The following is a 17,615-nucleotide window of genomic DNA, read 5'->3' as shown; positions in this document are numbered from 1 at the left end:
TGCAGAGGGAACAGACGATGATCAATGCCTATGCTGCCCACGAAGCCGGCGGTGAATTAAAGCCATTCACATACGATCCCGGCGAGCTCCGCCCTCACGAAGTGGAAATCGACGTGCTCTATTGCGGACTCTGCCACAGTGACCTCAGCGTGATTGAGGACGAGTGGGGCATGTCCGAGTTCCCGGTGGTGCCGGGGCACGAAGTCGTGGGCCGCATTGGTCAGCTCGGCGACCAGGTAACCCATCTCGACAAGGGCCAGCTGGTGGGCCTCGGTTGGCACGCCGGATACTGCGGCCACTGTCACAGTTGCAACTCCGGCAAGCAGAACCTCTGTGGTGAGGCACAGCCGACGATCATCGGCCACCACGGCGGCTTTGCCGATAAGGTGCGGGCGGAGGCGGCCAGTGTGGTGCCGATTCCCGACAGTATCGATCCGTCCGTGGCGGGCCCTCTGTTCTGCGCAGGTATCACTGTTTTCAATCCGCTGGTGCAGTTCGACATCAAGCCCAACAGCCACGTGGCGGTGGTCGGTATCGGCGGGCTCGGCCATCTGGCCCTGCAGTTCCTGCACGCTTGGGGATGCGAGGTTACGGCGTTCACTTCCGACGCCAAGCGCAACGAGGCCCTGGAGCTGGGTGCCGACCATACGCTGAACTCCCGTGACGAGGATGCGGTGGCTGAAGCCGCCGGTCGTTTCGATATGATCCTGTCCACGGTCAGCGTGAAGCTGGATTGGAATCTCTACTTGTCGACGCTCAAGGCCGGCGGGCGCCTGCATTTCGTCGGTGCCACCACCGAGCCGCTGGATATCAACGTTTTCCAGCTGATCCTCGCCCAGCGAGAGGTATCGGGTTCCCCGGTGGGCAGTCCGACCACCATTGCCGAGATGCTGGAATTCGCTGCGCGCCACAAAATTGCTCCCCGAGTGGAGCGCTTTCCCATGAGCCGGGTGAACGATGCGCTGGAACGGCTGAAAAATGGCGACGTACGCTACCGGGTTGTGCTTGAGGCTGGGAAATAGCCGTCGCAATGTGCGGCTGTGTCAGTCGGCCCGATGACCGCGACCATGCACGATGCGGTAGAGCAGCGGCAGCACGAACAGGGTCAGTACCGTTGAGGAGATAATGCCCCCGATCACGACGGTGGCCAGGGGGCGCTGCACTTCGGCTCCGGTGCCGGTGTTCAGCGCCATGGGCACGAAGCCGAGGCTGGCTACCAGCGCGGTCATCAGCACCGGGCGGACCCGGATCAGTGCACCGTCGATGATGGCGGACTCCAGGTCGGTCCGCTCGCGCCACAGCTCGCGGATGAATGCGAGCATCACCAGCCCGTTCAGGGTGGCGACGCCCGATAAAGCAATAAACCCGACGCTGGCGGAAATCGACAGCGGCATGCCCCTCAACCACAGAGACAATACACCACCGGTAAGGGCCAGTGGCACGCCGGTAAAAATAATCAGCGAGTCGCGCACCGAGCCAAACGCGGTGATGAGAAGCGCGAAGATCAGTGCCAGAGTGAGCGGCACCACCACCGCCAGTCGCCGACTGGCGGATTCCAGCTGTTCAAAAGTGCCGCCATAATCGAGCCAGTAACCGGCGGGTAGTACTACCTCATCGGCGATGCGTTCTTTGGTTTCCGCAACAAAGGAGCCGAGATCACGGTCGCGTACATTGGCAGTCACCACTACGCGGCGTTTTCCGTTCTCGCGGCTGATCTGGCTCGGGGCGGGGGTGACCTGCAGGGTGGCCACTTCTTCCATGGGAACAAATCCGCCACCGGGAAGTGGCACCGGCAGGTTGCCGAGCCGATCCAGATCGCGCCGGATCGACTCGGGCAGGCGTACCACCAGTTTGAAGCGGCGGTCCCCCTCGTAGATCAGGCCGACCATTTCACCACCCACCGCTGCCGCTACCAGATCTTGCAGGCCCTGAAGATCCAGCCCGTAACGGGCGAGCATGATCCGATCCGGGACCACGGAGAGCATCGGCAGGTCGTCAACCTGTTCGATACGGGCGTCCGCCACGCCATCGATGCCGGACAAGACGCCCAGGATGTCCTGCGCTGAATTGAGCAGCAACCCCAGGTCGTCACCGAACACCTTGATCCCCAGGTCGGAGCGCACCCCGCTAATCAGCTCGTTGAAGCGCATCTGGATCGGTTGTGTGAACTCGTAGTTATTGCCGGGCACCTGCTGGACGACGGTCTCCAGTTCCTCGACCAGCTGTGCCTGCGGCTTGCGAGGGTCGGGCCAGGCAGAGCGGGGTTTCATGATGATGAAGTTGTCCGCTACGTTCGGCGGCATCGGATCTGTGGCCACTTCCGGCGTGCCGATCTTGGCCACGACTTTGTCCACCTCGGGGAAGGCGCGCAGACGCCGCTCCAGGATCTCCTGCATCTCCACAGCCTGTTCGAGTCCGGTGCCGGGTATCCGCAGGGCATGCATGGCGATATCCCCCTCGACCAGTTCGGGAATAAATTCCGAGCCCAGGGTGGTTGCCAGCCAACCGCAAAACACGACCAGCACAAGTGCTCCGCTGAGGACCAGCCAGCGCACTTTCATCGCGGCCAGCAGCAGCGGTCTGTACAGCGCTTTAACGCCGGTGACGAGCCGGCTTTCCCGGCCGCGGATTTCCCCGCGCAGGAAGACCGCCACGGCTGCGGGAACGACGGTCAGGGAAAATACCAGTGCGGAGAGCAGTGCCATCACCACGGTAGCCGCCATGGGGTGGAACATCTTGCCCTCCACCCCGGTGAGCGAGAAGAGTGGGATATAGACCACAGTGATGATCAAAACCCCGAACAGGCTGGGCCGAATCACCTCGTCGGTGGCCTGAAACACCACTTCGAGCCGTTCCTCCAGAATGAGCGCCCCGCCCTTCTCTTCCTGTGCTTCGCGCAGACGGCGCACGGTATTTTCGACGATGATCACCGCACCATCGACAATCAGACCGAAGTCCAGTGCACCCAGGCTCATCAGGTTGGCGGAGATGCCGGCCTCGACCATGCCGGTGATGGTGGCGAGCATTGCCAGCGGAATCACCGCGGCGGTGATCAGTGCGGCGCGGAAGTTGCCGAGTAGCAGAAACAGCACCGCGATGACCAGTAGTGCGCCCTCGAGCAGGTTTTTTCGCACCGTGGAGATGGTCTTGTCCACCAGACTGGTGCGATCGTAGACCGCCTCCAGCTTGATTCCCTCGGGCAGGGTTGGCTTGATTGCCTCCAGAGCCGTGGCAACGTTCCGGGCCACGGCGCGGGAGTTCTCCCCCACCAGCATCATCGCTGTACCGAGTACGGTCTCCCGGCCGTCGCGCGTGGCGGCACCGGTGCGCAGTTCCCTGCCGATGGCGACGTCGGCAATATCCGCAATCCGCACCGGTGTCCCCGAGCGCACCGCGACCACCACATTTTCGATATCCGCAATACTCTGCAATTGTCCAGGGGAGCGCACCAGCAACTGCCGGCCGTTGCCTTCGATATAACCGGCACCCCGGTTGTCGTTGTTACGTCGCAGTGCCGCGCTGATATCCCCGAGCGAAATGCCGAATGCGAGCAGTTGTCGCGGGTCCGGGGTCACGTGGTATTGCTTGTCGAAACCGCCAACCGTATTGATTTCAGTGACGCCGGACACCAGAGCCAGTTGCGGGCGGATAATCCAGTCCTGGATTTCCCGCAGGTCCATTGCGTCATAGGGATCACCGTCGGGTCCAGCGGCACCGGGTAGTGCCTCGACGGTGTACATGAAAATCTCACCGAGCCCGGTGGCGATCGGGCCCATCTCCGGCTCGAGCCCCTGGGGCAGCTGGCTCTTGATGGTATTGAGGCGCGCATTAATGAGATTGCGGGCAAAATAGAGGTCTGTCCCATCCTCAAAAACTACAGTGACCTGGGACAACCCATACCGGGAAAGGGAGCGGGTGTATTCGAGTTGCGGCAGTCCGGCGAGGGCGGTTTCCACCGGGAAGGTAATGCGTTGCTCCGTTTCCAGGGGCGAGAATCCGGCTGCCTCGGTGTTGATCTGCACCTGCACATTGGTGATATCAGGCACGGCATCGATGGGAAGCCGTTGATAGCTCCACAGCCCGAGAGCAATCAGCAGCAGGGTCAGGGACAGCATCAAATATCGCCGCGCAATGGAGAAGCGCAGAATGGATTCAATCAACCCCTGCCCTCCCTAGTGATCGTGCGCCGTACCGGATTTCTCGATGTCTGCCTTGATCAGGAAACTGTTGGCCGTCACATAGCGTTCACCGGCTTTCAAACCGTCCACTATTTCGGTGACTTGATCATCCCTGCGCCCCAGCTCGAGCGGGCGGGCCTCGTAAATGTCGCCCACTTTGACAAAAACCGCGAATCCATCCAGATACGGCTGCAGTGCCCGATTCTCCACGACCAGGGGCACCTGAACGTCCTCAACAATCACCCTGCCCTCGATCAGCAGGCCCGGCGGCCAGTTTTCCTCACGGTTGTCGAAAGACGCGCGTGCCAGCAGAAATGACTGGCCACTGGTGCTGGGCAGTATGTCGAAAATAGTGGTACCGACCCGCCGCTCGTCGCTGGACAGCGTGACACGCTGCCCACGGCGAATTTCACCCTGCTGTTGTGGGAATACCTGCAGCTCTGCCCACAGGGTGTCGTAGTTGGCCACCGTAAACAGCACCCGGTCACCGCTGAACTCCCCGGCACCGATTTCATGCTCGACGACAAGACCGTCGATGGGTGATACCACCGCATAAGTCTGCAGGCTGTCATTCGATTCCACTACGGCCAGCTTCTGGCCGCGGCGGACCTGGTCGCCGAGTTCCGCGAGCACCTCCGTGACCGGGCCGGGAAAGCGCGCGCGAACGTGGCGCATATCCTCATGGGCCAGGGCGGTTCTGCCATAGAGGGTCAGTGCCCTGCGAATTTTTCCCGCCCCGGCAATCGCGGTGGCGATGCCGTTTTCTTCGGCCATGTCATCGGCAATCTTGACGCGGCCCTCGTGGGAAGCGTAATTCCATTCGCTTCTCTCACCGTTAAGGATCAGTAACACATTGATATCGAACGAGTGCGGTTCTCGAACCGCTGTCTCGTTGTGCCAGTAATCGTCTGCGGGAACCAGTCGATAGCGCTCGGTCTCTCCACCCAGGCGCTGCAATTCCACCGACAAAGTCACGGCACTTTTCTCTGCGATTGAACGTTCGTCCTGCTGAATCCAGGCGCGAAACTGTGCCTTGTTGCCCTGCTCTACCAGTTTGAGTTCGACCGTGACATTGCCGTCGCGCAATAACTTTCCACCGTTGGGTCCTCTCAGTTCGGTGCTCACTTCCGAAACCGCACCACTGCCAGCAACTGCTTTGCGGGCAGTGGCCAATCCGAGGTAACTCGACAGGACGATAACCCAAAGCAGGGCGATCGGGATGGAACGGATGGCGGTCGACCCTCTCATCAAATGACCTAACTTTATTTGGTGAATGTCCGCCCGGCAGGCAGCAGAGAGGATGCTGTCAGCTGCTCGATCTCTGCACCGTAGCGCAGTGCAGCGGCGGCCGAATCGATTTTTGCCCGTTGGGCGGCGATCAGTTCCCGACGCGCGGATACCAGCTCCAGATAAGAGTAGCGACCGCGCTGATATGCTTGTTCTACCTCACGTAGCGCCTCGCGCAGTGCTGGAATGACATCTTGATTAAAGCTGTTCACGGCAGCGAGGGCCTGTTCGCGACTGTTGTAGGCGCGAAAAAGCTGGCTATGGATGCGGATTCTGGCGGCCTCCCGCTCCACCATGACACGCTCGAGCTCCGCAGCTGCTGACGCCACGGCCCCGGCATTGCGCCTAACCGAAAACAGCGGTATTTCAGCGAGCGCCACTAACGTCGTTTCATCTGTCGTATTGAATCGACGTGCCCCGACGGCCCAGCCGATATCCAGATTGGATTCGGTTTCCTGCAAGCGGAGTTCCATGGCGCGCAGACGCTCGCGGGATGCAAAAATTGTCAGTGCAGGATTCTCCTGTGCGCGGGCATAAAGCTCCGGAAATCCGGCGCCGGGCTCGATTCGAAAGAGCGCGCTGCTATCTACCTGAAATTCCGCCGAATTGCCGCCCCAAAGCGCGGCAAGTGCGAGTTTGTAATATTCCTGTTTGCGCTGCTCTGACTGAAGGGTGAGTCGTGCCTCCGCCAGTGCCGCTTCGGCGCGTCGCTGCTCTGCCTGCGGCGCCGCCGCCGCTCTGACCCGATGACTGACAGCTTCCAGTGCCTGCTGCGCGATATGCAATGATTCATTGGCGAGCGCCACTCTCTCTACGGCTGCCACAACCTCGACATAGCGACGTATCACCTCCCCCAGAAGATCCAGCGCCTTGATCTGCTGTTCTGCGCTCAACAGATCTAATGAAGCCTCTGCAGCGTCAACGCGGGCGCGGCGCTGGTCGCCGAGCTCAATCACCGATGACAGAGCAATTGTCAGTTCAGGCTCTGCAGCGCCACTGCTCCCGGCGAAGTTCTCGAATTCGCCGCGGACTGCGAGAGGCGGTCGCTGGTCGGCAGTTTGCACTCGACCCCGTAGTACGTCTTCCCGCAGGCGGAATACCGCGAGTTCCGGGTTTTCAGTCAGGGTGCGATCAATGGCATCTACCAGGCGCAGGTTTTGCCGGGCTCCGGCCGTCGGTGTTTGGGTAACCAACAGGATCGCCAGTAAGGTCATCAGGGCAGGCCATCGCAATCCACGATTCTCTTTTGCACAACTCGCAACACTCGCAACAACAGAAAACATACGTTTCTCCCAGTCACATCACATATAGCGTGCCTGGGCGAAAAATGTGCGACGAGGTCGAATATCCAGCCACCAGAAAAGAAGTAGAGGAGGAGTAACAGGCGGAAAATCTCGGCCCGCGGCACTGGTGCCCTGAGTTCTATTTGTTGGCCGGGGAGCCGGGTTCCATCTAGCTCAAACCTTGCCGGGCATTGGAGGAAAGGGAAAAGGCCGGCAGGAAGCCGGCCTTAATAATGATACCTATACCATGCCGAAATGTTACGGCGACGCCAGTGCCTCCAGAGTCACACCGGAGTAGGCATCATAGCCCCGTATGCTGATGTACCAGGTGCCAGACTGCGGATTGCTGAAAGAGCAGCTTTCATCATTGCCCCATCGATAGGGTCGGCAGTCGTAACTACTGGTGGTTGGCTGTGAGCCGAATCGCACATAGAGGTCCGCATCGCCGCTGCCACCGGACATCAAGACATCCAGTGTGGCCATACCGGGATTAACCTCCAGAGTGAAATGCTGCCAGGCGCCGGAGTTACCAGACAGGTTGCTTTCGGTCCAGCCGGAAGCCCCGCTACCACCGCTGTCCTCATCGAAGCTGCCGACCAGGGTGACCCCTGAAAAGCTGGTATAGCCACGCAGCATCACATGATAGGTGCCTGCCTGTACGTTACTGATGGAGCAGGTCTCGTTGTTGCCATTCAGGTACGGGCGACACGCATAGCTACTGGTCGTCGGAGCAGAGCCAAACTGCACATAGAGGTCCGCATCACCGCTGCCGCCGGAGATCTGGAAGGTCAGGTTGCTGGCCCCGGCGGGCACTTCCAGGGTGAAGAAGAGTTCACTGCCGCTGTTACCAGAGAGATTCGTTTCGGGCACACCATTTTGCAGTTCGCCGTTGCCCGGGCCGGGTCCGGGATCACCGGATACGGCTGCCACGGCCGCCGCTGCATCCACAATCCCTGCACCACAGCCGCTACAACCCGCGGGGAAACTTCGGGCGCTATCGACAAGCAGTGACTCAACTTCGGCGGGGGTCAGGCTGCCGTCAACGGCATAGAGTAGTGCTGCGGCGCCGGCGACATGGGGAGCCGCCATGCTGGTTCCCTGGTAGAACTCGTAGTTGTCACTCCCGGGTCCCTGACTGCCGCTATTCAGGGTCGAGAGCACGCCGTTGGAGGAAACCGAAGTCTCACCGCCCGGTGCGGCCACATCGACCACGCTGCCGTAATTGGAATAGTAAGCCCTGCCGCCAGCGCGATTGGTCGAGGCCACGGTGACGACACCGGAGCAGCTGGCAGGACTGAAATTGCCGGCATTGGCGTTGGAGTTACCGGCGGCTACCACCACGGTAGTACCAAGACTGCGCGCGGTATTGATCGCATTCTGAGTGGTGGTATCACAACTGCCTCCGCCGCCAAGGCTCAGGTTGAGCACCTGGGCCGGGTTGGGGTTTGACGGCACGCCACTGACACTGCCCCCGGCGCCCCAGATAATGCCGTCGGCAATATCGGATGTATAACCGCCACAGCGTCCCAGCGCGCGGATCGGTACCACCTTTGCCTTGTAGGCGACTCCGGCCACGCCGGTACCGTTGTTGGTGACTGCGGCGATAGTTCCCGCAACGTGCGTACCATGCCAGCTGCTGTCACGCGCAGGCTGGCCAGAACCACAAGCGCCTGCAGGTGACCAGTCGCCGGGGTCGCTGGCGTCGCTGTCCCGCCCATTCCCGTCTTGGGCAACGGTCGTGTCGGAGATCATGTCGTAGCCGGGCAGGATATTTGCCGCCAGGTCTGCATGCGGGCGATAGCCGGTATCGATTACACCCACCACAACCCCTTCACCCTGGGTTACATCCCAGGCTGGAGGCAAGTTGAGGCCGCCGGTGCTTTCAAAATAGTGCCACTGCTGGTTGTAGTAGGTGTCGTTGGGGGTGGCCATCACCTGCATGATCCGGTCTGGCTCTGCATATTCCACCTGCGGGTCCTGCCGCAAGCGGTTGATGATGGCCTCGAGCTCCACTCTGTTGGTGCGTTGTTGCAGTTTCAGTACTTGCGCACCGGTTGCGAGTTGGCGGACATGGGCAAGCCGGTGACCGGCAACCTGTGAGACACGATCGATGGCGTTTTGCGGCATTACCGCCATGTTGGCGCTCGGCATACTGCTTTTGTACTTGACGATGATGCGATCGGTTACCACTTCCGGGGGCTCAACAGTTGCGGAAGACAAGCTCGGTTCGACGGCATGGACCGGAATACTGGCCGTGATTACGGAGCCAAATAAAACGGCAGTAACGACTGGCAGAGCCAGGCGATAGCCTTTCAAAAAGTCAGAAAATTTCATTGGTGTGAATTTCTCCTTGATTATTTTTGTCGACGACCTTGGATTCAGTCGTCGCTTTTAACACCACGGAGGTCCTGAGCGGTGCACCGCGGAAAAACGCTGCAATTGTGTTGCGGGGTTTATTTCCGAGGTGATGGTTTGACGATAAATGGCACTGCTACCACATAGGCTTGGCCGTACAACTCTTTCCATTTCGCGCCAAAATTTACTCTTCAGAGCATTGCTTGGATGCAGTGAAAAAAATTCGGGAACTGAATCTCGGTGAGTGGCGCAGTATTGTCTTCGTGGGGAGAGCGGATTTTTCTGAAGCGAGATATGCGCGCGGGAAGGGATACGGATCGCAGAAGGACTAGCCTGGCCGGACAGATAGCCATGCATAAATAAAAAAGCCGCAAAATTATTTGCGGCTTTTAACTGAAATTAAGGCACATCAGAGGCGCATTAATAGAAAACTATTCGATATTCTGCACCTGTTCTCTCATTTGCTCGATGAGCACTTTCAGCTCAACCGCTGCCTGAGTGGTATCCGTGACGACGGATTTGGATGAGAGCGTGTTGGCCTCACGGTTGAATTCCTGCATCAGGAAGTCGAGACGCCGGCCGATGGGGCCGCCACCGGCGAGCACACGCCGGGCCTCGGTCACATGGGCGTCGAGGCGATCCAGCTCTTCATCCACATCTGCCTTCTGGGCCAGCAATACGATTTCCTGCTCGATGCGCTCGGGATCCAGTTCAGCCAATAGTTCCTCAAGCCGGCTGCGCAGCTTTTCCCGCTGGGCTTGCAGAATCTGAGGCAGGAGTTCCCTCACGCCTGCCACTTGTTCGCCAATGGCATCGAGGCGCTGTTCGATAAAGCGACGTAACTCTGCGCCCTCACGGGCCCGGTTCTCATTCAACTGCGACAGGGCTGCCTCGAAGGCTTCAAGGATTGCGCGGGATTGGGCTTCGGCGTCTGTCTCTCGTTCGGCGATGACGCCGGGCCACTGCAGAAGCTGCAGCGGGTTCAGCGGCAGTGTGTCGAGTCCGGGAGACACACGCTTGGCGGCGTCGACGACGGCCCGTGCCAGGTCCTCGTCTACCTGCAGCGTGGTTTCCTCACCAGGATTGGCCTTGAGAGAGAGGCTCAGTTCCAGTTTGCCGCGGGCAAGCTGTTTGCGAAGGCGCTCGCGCAGCTGGCTTTCCAGCGGGCGTGCCGTCTCCGGCAGGCGGAAATGGGGCTCAAGGTAGCGGTGGTTGACCGAGCGCAGTTCCCATGTCGCGATACCGGAATCGTATGAGGATTCAGCGCGACCGAAAGCGGTCATGCTGCGCACGGTTTTACTGGCCATAATATTCTTCCCTGCGGGCGTGTTGGAGCTGGCCGGGCATCATAGCACAGGGCTTTGAGGGCTCGGGTGTCTCCCGCCGCGGGGTTATACTGTCGTCTTTTCAACGCAATTTTTCGAGGTGAATTCATGCAGCGACCCAGCGGCCGGAAACCAGAGCAACTGCGCCCCGTGCGCCTCACGCGCAACTACACCCGCCACGCGGAGGGTTCTGTGCTGGTGGAGTTCGGCGACACCAAGGTGTTGTGCACTGCATCGGTTGCAGACGAGGTGCCGCGCTTTTTGCGCGGCCAGGGCAGCGGCTGGATCACGGCTGAATACGGCATGCTGCCGCGCTCGACCGGTTCGCGTATGGCGCGGGAGGCAGCTCGCGGAAAACAGGGCGGGCGCACGGTGGAAATCCAGCGTCTTATCGGCCGCTCACTGCGCGCGGCAGTGGATCTGGAGCTGCTCGGCGAAAACCAGATCACGCTCGATTGCGATGTAATCCAGGCCGACGGTGGCACCCGTACGGCGGCGATCACCGGGGCATGCGTCGCACTGGTAGATGCACTGCGTTTTATGCAGCGGGAGAAAATGATCGCGACGGATCCTCTCCAGAATCTGGTGGCCGCGGTTTCTGTGGGGATCTACGAAGGCGAGCCGGTACTCGACCTGGACTATCCGGAAGACAGCCGTGCCGATACCGACATGAATCTGGTCATGGCAGCGGATGGCGGCATGATCGAGGTGCAGGGGACCGCCGAGGGAGCGCCCTTTACGGAAAAGCAGTTTGCGCAAATGCTGGCGCTGGGTAAATCCGGCATTGACGAGCTGATCGAACTGCAACGCAAGGCTCTGGCCAAATAAGGGCAGTCGTAACAAGGGCTGGGTGCGGGCGGGACACCGCCCGCTCTCGGTGAGCGGGCGAGCAACCGAGGGATCAGACTTCCAGGTCGTAATCCATGATCACCGGCAGGTGACTGGAAAAGCTCACGTTCTTGTTGATGGCGCCGTACTCGATACGGTTTTTCAGGGTGGCCGAGGTCACCTGCATATCAGTCCGCCAGCCGTCCCCCTCGCCCACGGTCCCACTGGGCCACCAGCTAAACTCGTCGGCGTCCTTTACTACCTTGCGGAAAGCATCCACGTAACCGATTTCATTGAACAGCTGGTCCAGCCAGCGCTGCTCGTGGCGCATAAAGCCGGGGGTGTCCTGGTGATCCTGCCAGTTCTCGACGTCGGCGCGCCGGTGGGCCATGCCCCAGTTGCCGCAGAAGATGAAGTCCCGGCGCTTGCGGCTGATTTTGATCAGGTGCGCCTGCATGTCGTCGAAAAACTGTACTTTCTTTTCCAGAGACGACTCATCGGTTGCCGCCGGTGCCAGCAGCGAGCCGACACTCAGGCGCTCAAAGTCCGCCTGCAGATAGCGGCCATACATATCTTCACCGTTCGCAAAGCCCATCCCAAAGATGATGGCTTTGGGCTGGTTGCGGGTGTAGATGGCCACGCCGTTCTCGTGGGGCGTTCCGGAGTCGAAGAAGTAGCTGTAGTAACCGTCTGGGTGGAAAACCGGGTGATCCAGCTCCGGTTCCAGCGAACGTAAGTCCTGCAGGCAAATGATGTCTGCATCCTGTTCCGCTAGCCAGTCATAGAGGCCACGCTGTGCCGCTTGGTGAATGCCGTCAACCGACAAACTCACTATTCGCATTATTAGCCCCTTACCAGCGGACTGTGTATCATTAGTAACATTATGTGCATACCCCTCCCGCAGCTTCCCGTGGGGAGGTCTTCCTTCACCTTAGCCAATAGTTTCCAAATTTCCATGCAGCAGTATCAGCGCGATTTTATCCAACTGGCCCTGGATCATCAGGTGCTGTGTTTTGGTGAGTTCACCCTGAAATCGGGTCGCCGCAGCCCCTATTTTTTTAATGCCGGCCGCTTTCACTCCGGCGCTGCCCTGGCGGCATTGGGTCACGCCTACGCCGAAGCGATCCTCGCCTCGGGAGTGGAGTTCGATGTCATTTTCGGGCCGGCCTACAAGGGTATTCCGCTGGGAGCGGTGACCGCCGTGGCGCTCGCGCAGAAAGGCGTCGATAAGCCCTTCTGTTACAACCGCAAAGAGGCCAAGGATCACGGCGAAGGCGGAACCTTAGTGGGTGCGCCGCTGGAAGGCAAGATTTTGATCATTGATGACGTTATTACTGCCGGTACGGCCGTGCGAGAGGTCATGGACATTATCCGAGTCCAGGGTGCAGAGCCGGCCGGTGTCGTCATCGGCCTCAACCGCCAGGAGCGTGCCGGCGAGGAGACGGAACTGTCTGCTATCCAGCAGGTGGAAAGTGAATACAGTGTCCCCGTGGTCAGCATCGTGGAGCTGGATGACATCATCAGCTACCTTGAGGAAGCGCCGCAAGAAGGTGATACTCTGAAAAAAATTGTGGAGTATCGGCAGCGTTATGGGGTCTCTGCGCGAGGGTAGCGCGGCGACGATTACCCAGATCTGCCTGAAATCAGTGAGAACTTCGATGAGGGTTGCCCCCCGTATACTCGCCGGATGGCTGGCACTTATGGCCACCGGCGCAGCAATCAGTGCTGAGCAAAACCGCGCTTTGCCCGGCAAGGGGGAGGTGCTGTTCCGCTATACCAATGAGCAGGGCATTCAGGTCCTGGACGACGTGGTGCCGCCACGCTATGCGCCCCGTGGCTACGAAATCCTCACTCCCTCCGGCCGGGTACTGGAGGTGGTGCCGCCGCAGCTGACTGGCGAAGAGCTGGAGCGCAAGCGGCAGCTGGAGGCCCAGCGCCAGGCCGATGCCGAACTGATGCGCCGCTACAGCAGCCTGGCCGATATTGAGAGCGCTAAGAGTCGCAAGATAGCCATCGTCAAGCAGGATATGGCCCTGTTGCGCTCCAACCTTTCCAGTCTCCGGCAGCAGATCGAGCAGGAAGAGGCTGCCGCGGCCCGTATCCAGCGCCACGGCGATGAGGTGGCGCCCGAAAGGCTGCAACGGATCAGCAACCTGCGCGAGGAAGTAAGGGTGCTGAACGAGCGTATGCAGCACCGCAAGGATGAAGCGGTCCGTATTGAGCGTGAGTTTGACCGCGCGGCGGAGCGTTTTACCCAGATCGCCGGCAAGTAGTTCGCCGGCTAATCCCCCCGCCCTATTCGAACAGTCGAATTTTCCTTCTGCCTTCCCTCTAGCGGGCCGTCGCTACGGCCGGCTCGCGGAAAAACCCCGCCATCAGGACCGGCCACTGCTCGGCCCAGTAATCGGTCGGTTTGCGTTTAAAGCCACTGCGCACGTACTGCACGATACGACCCTCGGCGCTCGCCAGCAGCAGGTTGGCGGCACTGCCGAGGGGAATGGCGGGCCGCAGTTGCTCCCGCAGTTCCGCTTCGCGGAGGATCTGCTTCAGTTGCGTCTCCAGGCGGTCGAAGAACTGTAGGATACGTCCGTGCAGGCGTTCGGTTTCACCGGTCAGTGCGTCGCCGGTAAGCAGGCGGGTGATGCCCGGGTTGCGCTCGCAGAACGCGAGCAGCAAGTGCAGGATTTTCTGACAGCGTGCCAGTGCAGAGGGCTCATCCTGCAGGATCAGGGAAACCCGGCTGAAGATGGTCTCCTCGATAAACTCGATCAACCCCTCGAACATCTTCGATTTGCTGGGGAAGTGACGATAAAGCGCCGCTTCCGAGAAGCCGACCTCTTTGGCCAGTGCCGCGGTAGTGATGCGGGCACCGGGGCTGGCCTCCAGCATATGGGCCAGTGCCTGCAGGATCTGTTGGCGCCGGTTGATTTTTTCGCTGCTCATTGACTGCCTTTTACCCGGAGGAGACCGGGAACATCGTTTCTTGTTATCGCCCCGGCAAATTACAGGGCGGGCGCGGGAATCCTAACGATTCACCGGCGCCGCTTCAATTACTGGAACACTGCCGCTGTGGATCACTCGCTGTTGTCGGTGATCAGCGTGCCGACACCGGTATCGGTGAAAATTTCCAGCAGTACGGCGTGGGGGACGCGACCGTCAATGATATGGGCGGAGGTCACACCCGCTTTTACCGCATCGAGGGCACAGGCGATCTTTGGCAGCATGCCGCCGTAGATGGTGCCATCGGCGATCAGCCCGTCCACCTGCAGGGTGGTCAGCCCGGTGAGTACCTCGCCATTCTTGTCCTGCAGGCCGGCCACATTGGTCAGCAGCATGAGCTTTTCGGCGTGCAGGTACTCGGCCACTTTGCCGGCCACGAGATCGGCGTTGATATTGTACGACGCTCCGTCCTCGCCGACGCCGATCGGGGCGATCACCGGGATGAAGTCGCCGTGGATGAGCATGTCGATGACCGCCGTATCGACATGTTCCACTTCGCCCACATGACCGATGTCGATGATCTCCGAAGCGTGCAGTCCGGCGGTTTCGCTCTGTATCTGCAGCTTTCGCGCCCGGATCAGCAGGCCGTCCTTGCCGGTGATGCCCACCGCGCGGCCGCCATTTTTGTTGATCAGATTGACGATCTGCTTGTTGACGGTGCCGCCCAGCACCATTTCAACCACATCCATGGTCTCGCTGTCGGTTACCCGCATGCCGTCGACAAAACGGGACTCGATGTTGAGTTTATCCAGCAGTCCGCCGATCTGCGGGCCGCCGCCGTGCACCACCACGGGGTTCATCCCCACCAGTTTCATCAAAATGATGTCGCGGGCAAAACTGTTCTGCAGTGCCTCGTCCACCATGGCGTTGCCGCCGAACTTGACGACGACGGTCTTACCGGTAAAGCGCTGAATATAGGGCAGCGCCTCGTTCAGTACCTGGGCTACGCGCAGGGCTGATTTCTGATCCAGTGACATGCTTGGACTTTCCTATCCAGTGATCGGGCGAGGAGCTCTACTCCAGCCCCCCGGGTCAAAGTTTGGGCAGTGACAGCTGCGGTGAAACCGCCAGAAGCTGCTTGCCCACCGCGGTGTAGATGCGGCGCAGTTGCTCCTCGGTCTCCGCCTCGAAGCGCAGTGTCAGGGCGGCACCGGTATTGGAAGCGCGCACCAGCCCCCAGCCATCGGCGAACTCGATGCGCAGCCCGTCGATGGTGTTGATATCCGCATCGCCGAAATCGGCATTTTCCTGGATTGCCTGCACCAATTGGAACTTGTCCTCCTCCGGTACCGGCAGCAGGATTTCCGGTGTGCTGGCCATCTTGGGCAGCGAATCCAGCAGCTCATCGAGGCTCTGCTCACGCAGGGCCATGATTTCGAGGACCCGCGCGGCGGCATAGAGGCCGTCATCGAAACCGAACCAGCGGTCCTTGATAAAGATGTGGCCGGAAAGCTCACCGCCAAGAATGGCACCGGTTTCCAGCATTTTGCTCTTCATCGGAGCGTGGCCGGTCTTCCACATCACCGGCCGGCCGCCGTACTGGTTGACCAGCTCTCGCAGGGCGCGGCTGCACTTCACATCGAAGACAATATCCTCGCCCGGGTTACGAGCCAGCACATCCCGGGCCAACAGCATCACCAGCTGATCGGCCCAGGCGATGCGGCCGGAGCTGGAAATGAGGGTCACCCGGTCCCCATCGCCGTCCAGTGCCACACCCAGATCGGCGCCGGTTTCACGCACTCTGTCGATCAGGGCCTGTAGGTTTTCGGGTCGCGACGGGTCCGGCGGATGGTTGGGGAAGTTGCCGTCCACTTCGCAGAATAGCGGTGTCACCTGACAGCCCAGTTGTTCGAACAGCTGAGGAGCCAGGTTAGAGGTGGCGCCGTTGCCGGCATCGATGACCAGGCGGGGCTGCCCGGCCAACGCCACGTCGTTGAAGATCTCGTCGATATAGTGGTCGCGGATGTCTTGTTCGCGGTAACTGCCCTGGCCACTGTCGAAAGGCCCCTGCTGCATCAGTGTCCGGAGCTTTTGCAGTTTTTCCTCTGCCATCGACCGGCCTTTCATCACAATCTTGAAGCCGTTGTATTCAGCCGGATTGTGGCTGGCGGTCACCACGACACCGCTGCTGGTATTGGTGCCGCGGGCGCAGGCGAAATAGAGCAGCGGTGACGGCACCAGGCCCAGATCCACGCAGCTGCAACCGGTTTCCAGGATGCCCTCTACCAGACAGCGGGAAAGTAACTCGCTGCTGTTGCGGCCATCACGGCCGACCATCAGCAGATCTTCGCCGGCGCGCTGGGCCAAGGTACCCAGAGCGCGGCCGAGCTGGTAGGCGAAGGGCTCGTTGATCTCGGAACCCGCGATGCCGCGGATGTCGTAGGCGCGGAACACGTGCTGCGGAAACTCCACCTTCTCCTGCAGCTGGTCCCTTGGGGAAAGCGGCGCGCCGGAGCTGTGTGCCCCGGATTCGGCGACAGGAGTCCCCTCGCTCTTCTTTTGCCGGGATTGCAGAGCCGCTCCGCCTGGCCGCGGGCGCTTGCCCTGTTGCTCCCAGGGTGCCTGGGTATATCGGGGCAGGAAGCGCCACAGGGCGGCCAGGGAAAGCATCAGGCCGATCATGGCGATGCTGTATATCCAGGCGGCGCTGATACTGTGTTGTTTCGAAAACTCCGTGCCCGGGCGGAAAGCCAGGGTCAGGTGGGAGCCGGCAACAGCCGCGTTGACCCGGGAACCATCGCCCTGCCCCGCGCGCCACAGAGTCTGCGCCGGTCCGCCGGGGAACTGCTGCAGCAGCACCCATTCTCCGGCGCCCTCAGAGAGAGCCTGCAGTGTCTGTCCAAGTTCGGTAAATGGCCGCGATTGCAGCAGCGCCCCATCACCATTGGCAACCACCCGGTGCAGCTGCCAGCTGTCCTCGCTGCCGGTACGCAGAATTTCCACGGCTTGCGGACCCGCCTCCAGGGTGCGCTTGATCAGATCCAGCAGGGCAAAGTTGAGGGCCGGTTCGGAGCCTGCACCGACACGGAGATCACTTTGTGAAAAGTACTGCAATCGCCCGCCGGCTTCTTGATGCGAGGCGTTTTTGGCCGTGGCTTTTCGCGCGCCGCCGGCAACGAAGGCGTGTAACTGTTGAGCCTGCTGTTCGAGCGCACTATTCAGGCGGGTGGACTCGCTCTTCGCCAGTGACTCAGCGGCTTCGGTTACGGAAGCCGCGTTATAGGGTGAGACCACCGAGCGGTCGAGCAGGGCGGCACCCCCGAGCCAAACGGTCGCGCAGAGCGCTGCCGGAAGGACGAGTCGCCGATGGAAAGAGAGGGCGTTATTGAATTTTGAAGCCACGTTAAATCCAGAACGTC

13 protein-coding genes are annotated in these 17,615 nt (G+C 60.4%); 4 read left to right on the top strand and 9 right to left on the bottom strand.

The features are described 5' to 3' along the window. The first annotated feature begins 17 nt into the window (after positions 1-17). Positions 18-1,022, top strand: coding sequence for an NADPH-dependent aldehyde reductase Ahr (ahr, locus tag AUP74_RS04065; protein WP_069946445.1), 1,005 nt, complete (start codon positions 18-20; stop codon positions 1,020-1,022). 21 nt (positions 1,023-1,043) lie between these two features. Here the strand turns inward: ahr and AUP74_RS04060 are convergent, their stop codons facing one another. From AUP74_RS04060 to AUP74_RS04040, 5 genes are all read right to left on the bottom strand, one after another. After that, positions 1,044-4,160 (bottom strand): efflux RND transporter permease subunit, encoded by a 3,117-nt coding sequence (locus AUP74_RS04060; RefSeq protein ID WP_069946444.1) that lies wholly within the window; start codon positions 4,158-4,160, stop codon positions 1,044-1,046. 12 nt (positions 4,161-4,172) lie between these two features. Beyond that, the gene (locus tag AUP74_RS04055; protein WP_069946443.1) at positions 4,173-5,426 is read right to left on the bottom strand and encodes an efflux RND transporter periplasmic adaptor subunit; all 1,254 of its coding nucleotides are present in this window, start codon (positions 5,424-5,426) and stop codon (positions 4,173-4,175) included. Between the two features lie 14 nt (positions 5,427-5,440). Next, positions 5,441-6,748: a TolC family protein gene (locus AUP74_RS04050; protein WP_069946442.1), complete on the bottom strand. Its 1,308-nt coding sequence runs from the start codon at positions 6,746-6,748 to the stop codon at positions 5,441-5,443. A 258-nt stretch (positions 6,749-7,006) separates the two neighbouring features. Continuing rightward, the gene (locus AUP74_RS04045; protein WP_069946441.1) at positions 7,007-9,082 is read right to left on the bottom strand and encodes a S8 family peptidase; all 2,076 of its coding nucleotides are present in this window, start codon (positions 9,080-9,082) and stop codon (positions 7,007-7,009) included. A 452-nt stretch (positions 9,083-9,534) separates the two neighbouring features. Next, complete coding sequence (locus tag AUP74_RS04040; protein ID WP_069946440.1) at positions 9,535-10,410, bottom strand: YicC/YloC family endoribonuclease; 876 nt, start codon at positions 10,408-10,410, stop codon at positions 9,535-9,537. A 126-nt stretch (positions 10,411-10,536) separates the two neighbouring features. Between AUP74_RS04040 and rph the strand changes: the two genes are divergently transcribed. Then, the gene (gene rph, locus AUP74_RS04035; protein ID WP_069946439.1) at positions 10,537-11,256 is read left to right on the top strand and encodes a ribonuclease PH; all 720 of its coding nucleotides are present in this window, start codon (positions 10,537-10,539) and stop codon (positions 11,254-11,256) included. Between the two features lie 73 nt (positions 11,257-11,329). Here rph and AUP74_RS04030 read toward each other — a convergent pair whose 3' ends face one another. Beyond that, a complete protein-coding gene (locus AUP74_RS04030) occupies positions 11,330-12,097 on the bottom strand; it encodes an exodeoxyribonuclease III (protein WP_069946438.1) in 768 nt (255 codons plus the stop codon). Positions 12,098-12,211: 114 nt separating this feature from the next. Between AUP74_RS04030 and pyrE the strand changes: the two genes are divergently transcribed. Both pyrE and AUP74_RS04020 read left to right on the top strand, forming a co-directional pair. Further along, positions 12,212-12,868 carry an orotate phosphoribosyltransferase gene (gene pyrE, locus AUP74_RS04025; RefSeq protein ID WP_069946437.1) on the top strand — a complete coding sequence of 219 codons (657 nt, stop codon included), beginning with the start codon at positions 12,212-12,214 and terminating at the stop codon, positions 12,866-12,868. Positions 12,869-12,956: 88 nt separating this feature from the next. Continuing rightward, positions 12,957-13,529, top strand: coding sequence for a hypothetical protein (locus AUP74_RS04020; protein WP_226999887.1), 573 nt, complete (start codon positions 12,957-12,959; stop codon positions 13,527-13,529). A 58-nt stretch (positions 13,530-13,587) separates the two neighbouring features. Here AUP74_RS04020 and slmA read toward each other — a convergent pair whose 3' ends face one another. The 3 genes from slmA to AUP74_RS04005 form a co-directional block, all read right to left on the bottom strand. Continuing rightward, positions 13,588-14,199 carry a nucleoid occlusion factor SlmA gene (gene slmA, locus AUP74_RS04015; RefSeq protein ID WP_069946435.1) on the bottom strand — a complete coding sequence of 204 codons (612 nt, stop codon included), beginning with the start codon at positions 14,197-14,199 and terminating at the stop codon, positions 13,588-13,590. Positions 14,200-14,330: 131 nt separating this feature from the next. Continuing rightward, positions 14,331-15,233 carry an acetylglutamate kinase gene (gene argB, locus AUP74_RS04010; RefSeq protein WP_069946434.1) on the bottom strand — a complete coding sequence of 301 codons (903 nt, stop codon included), beginning with the start codon at positions 15,231-15,233 and terminating at the stop codon, positions 14,331-14,333. 55 nt (positions 15,234-15,288) lie between these two features. Continuing rightward, a complete protein-coding gene (locus AUP74_RS04005; protein ID WP_069946433.1) occupies positions 15,289-17,598 on the bottom strand; it encodes a phosphomannomutase/phosphoglucomutase in 2,310 nt (769 codons plus the stop codon). Positions 17,599-17,615 lie beyond the last annotated feature (17 nt).

This window comes from Microbulbifer aggregans (assembly GCF_001750105.1).
GTDB lineage: Bacteria > Pseudomonadota > Gammaproteobacteria > Pseudomonadales > Cellvibrionaceae > Microbulbifer > Microbulbifer aggregans.
The sequence above is the reverse complement of the archived record's forward strand: the minus strand, read 5'-3'. Positions and strand labels throughout refer to the sequence as shown.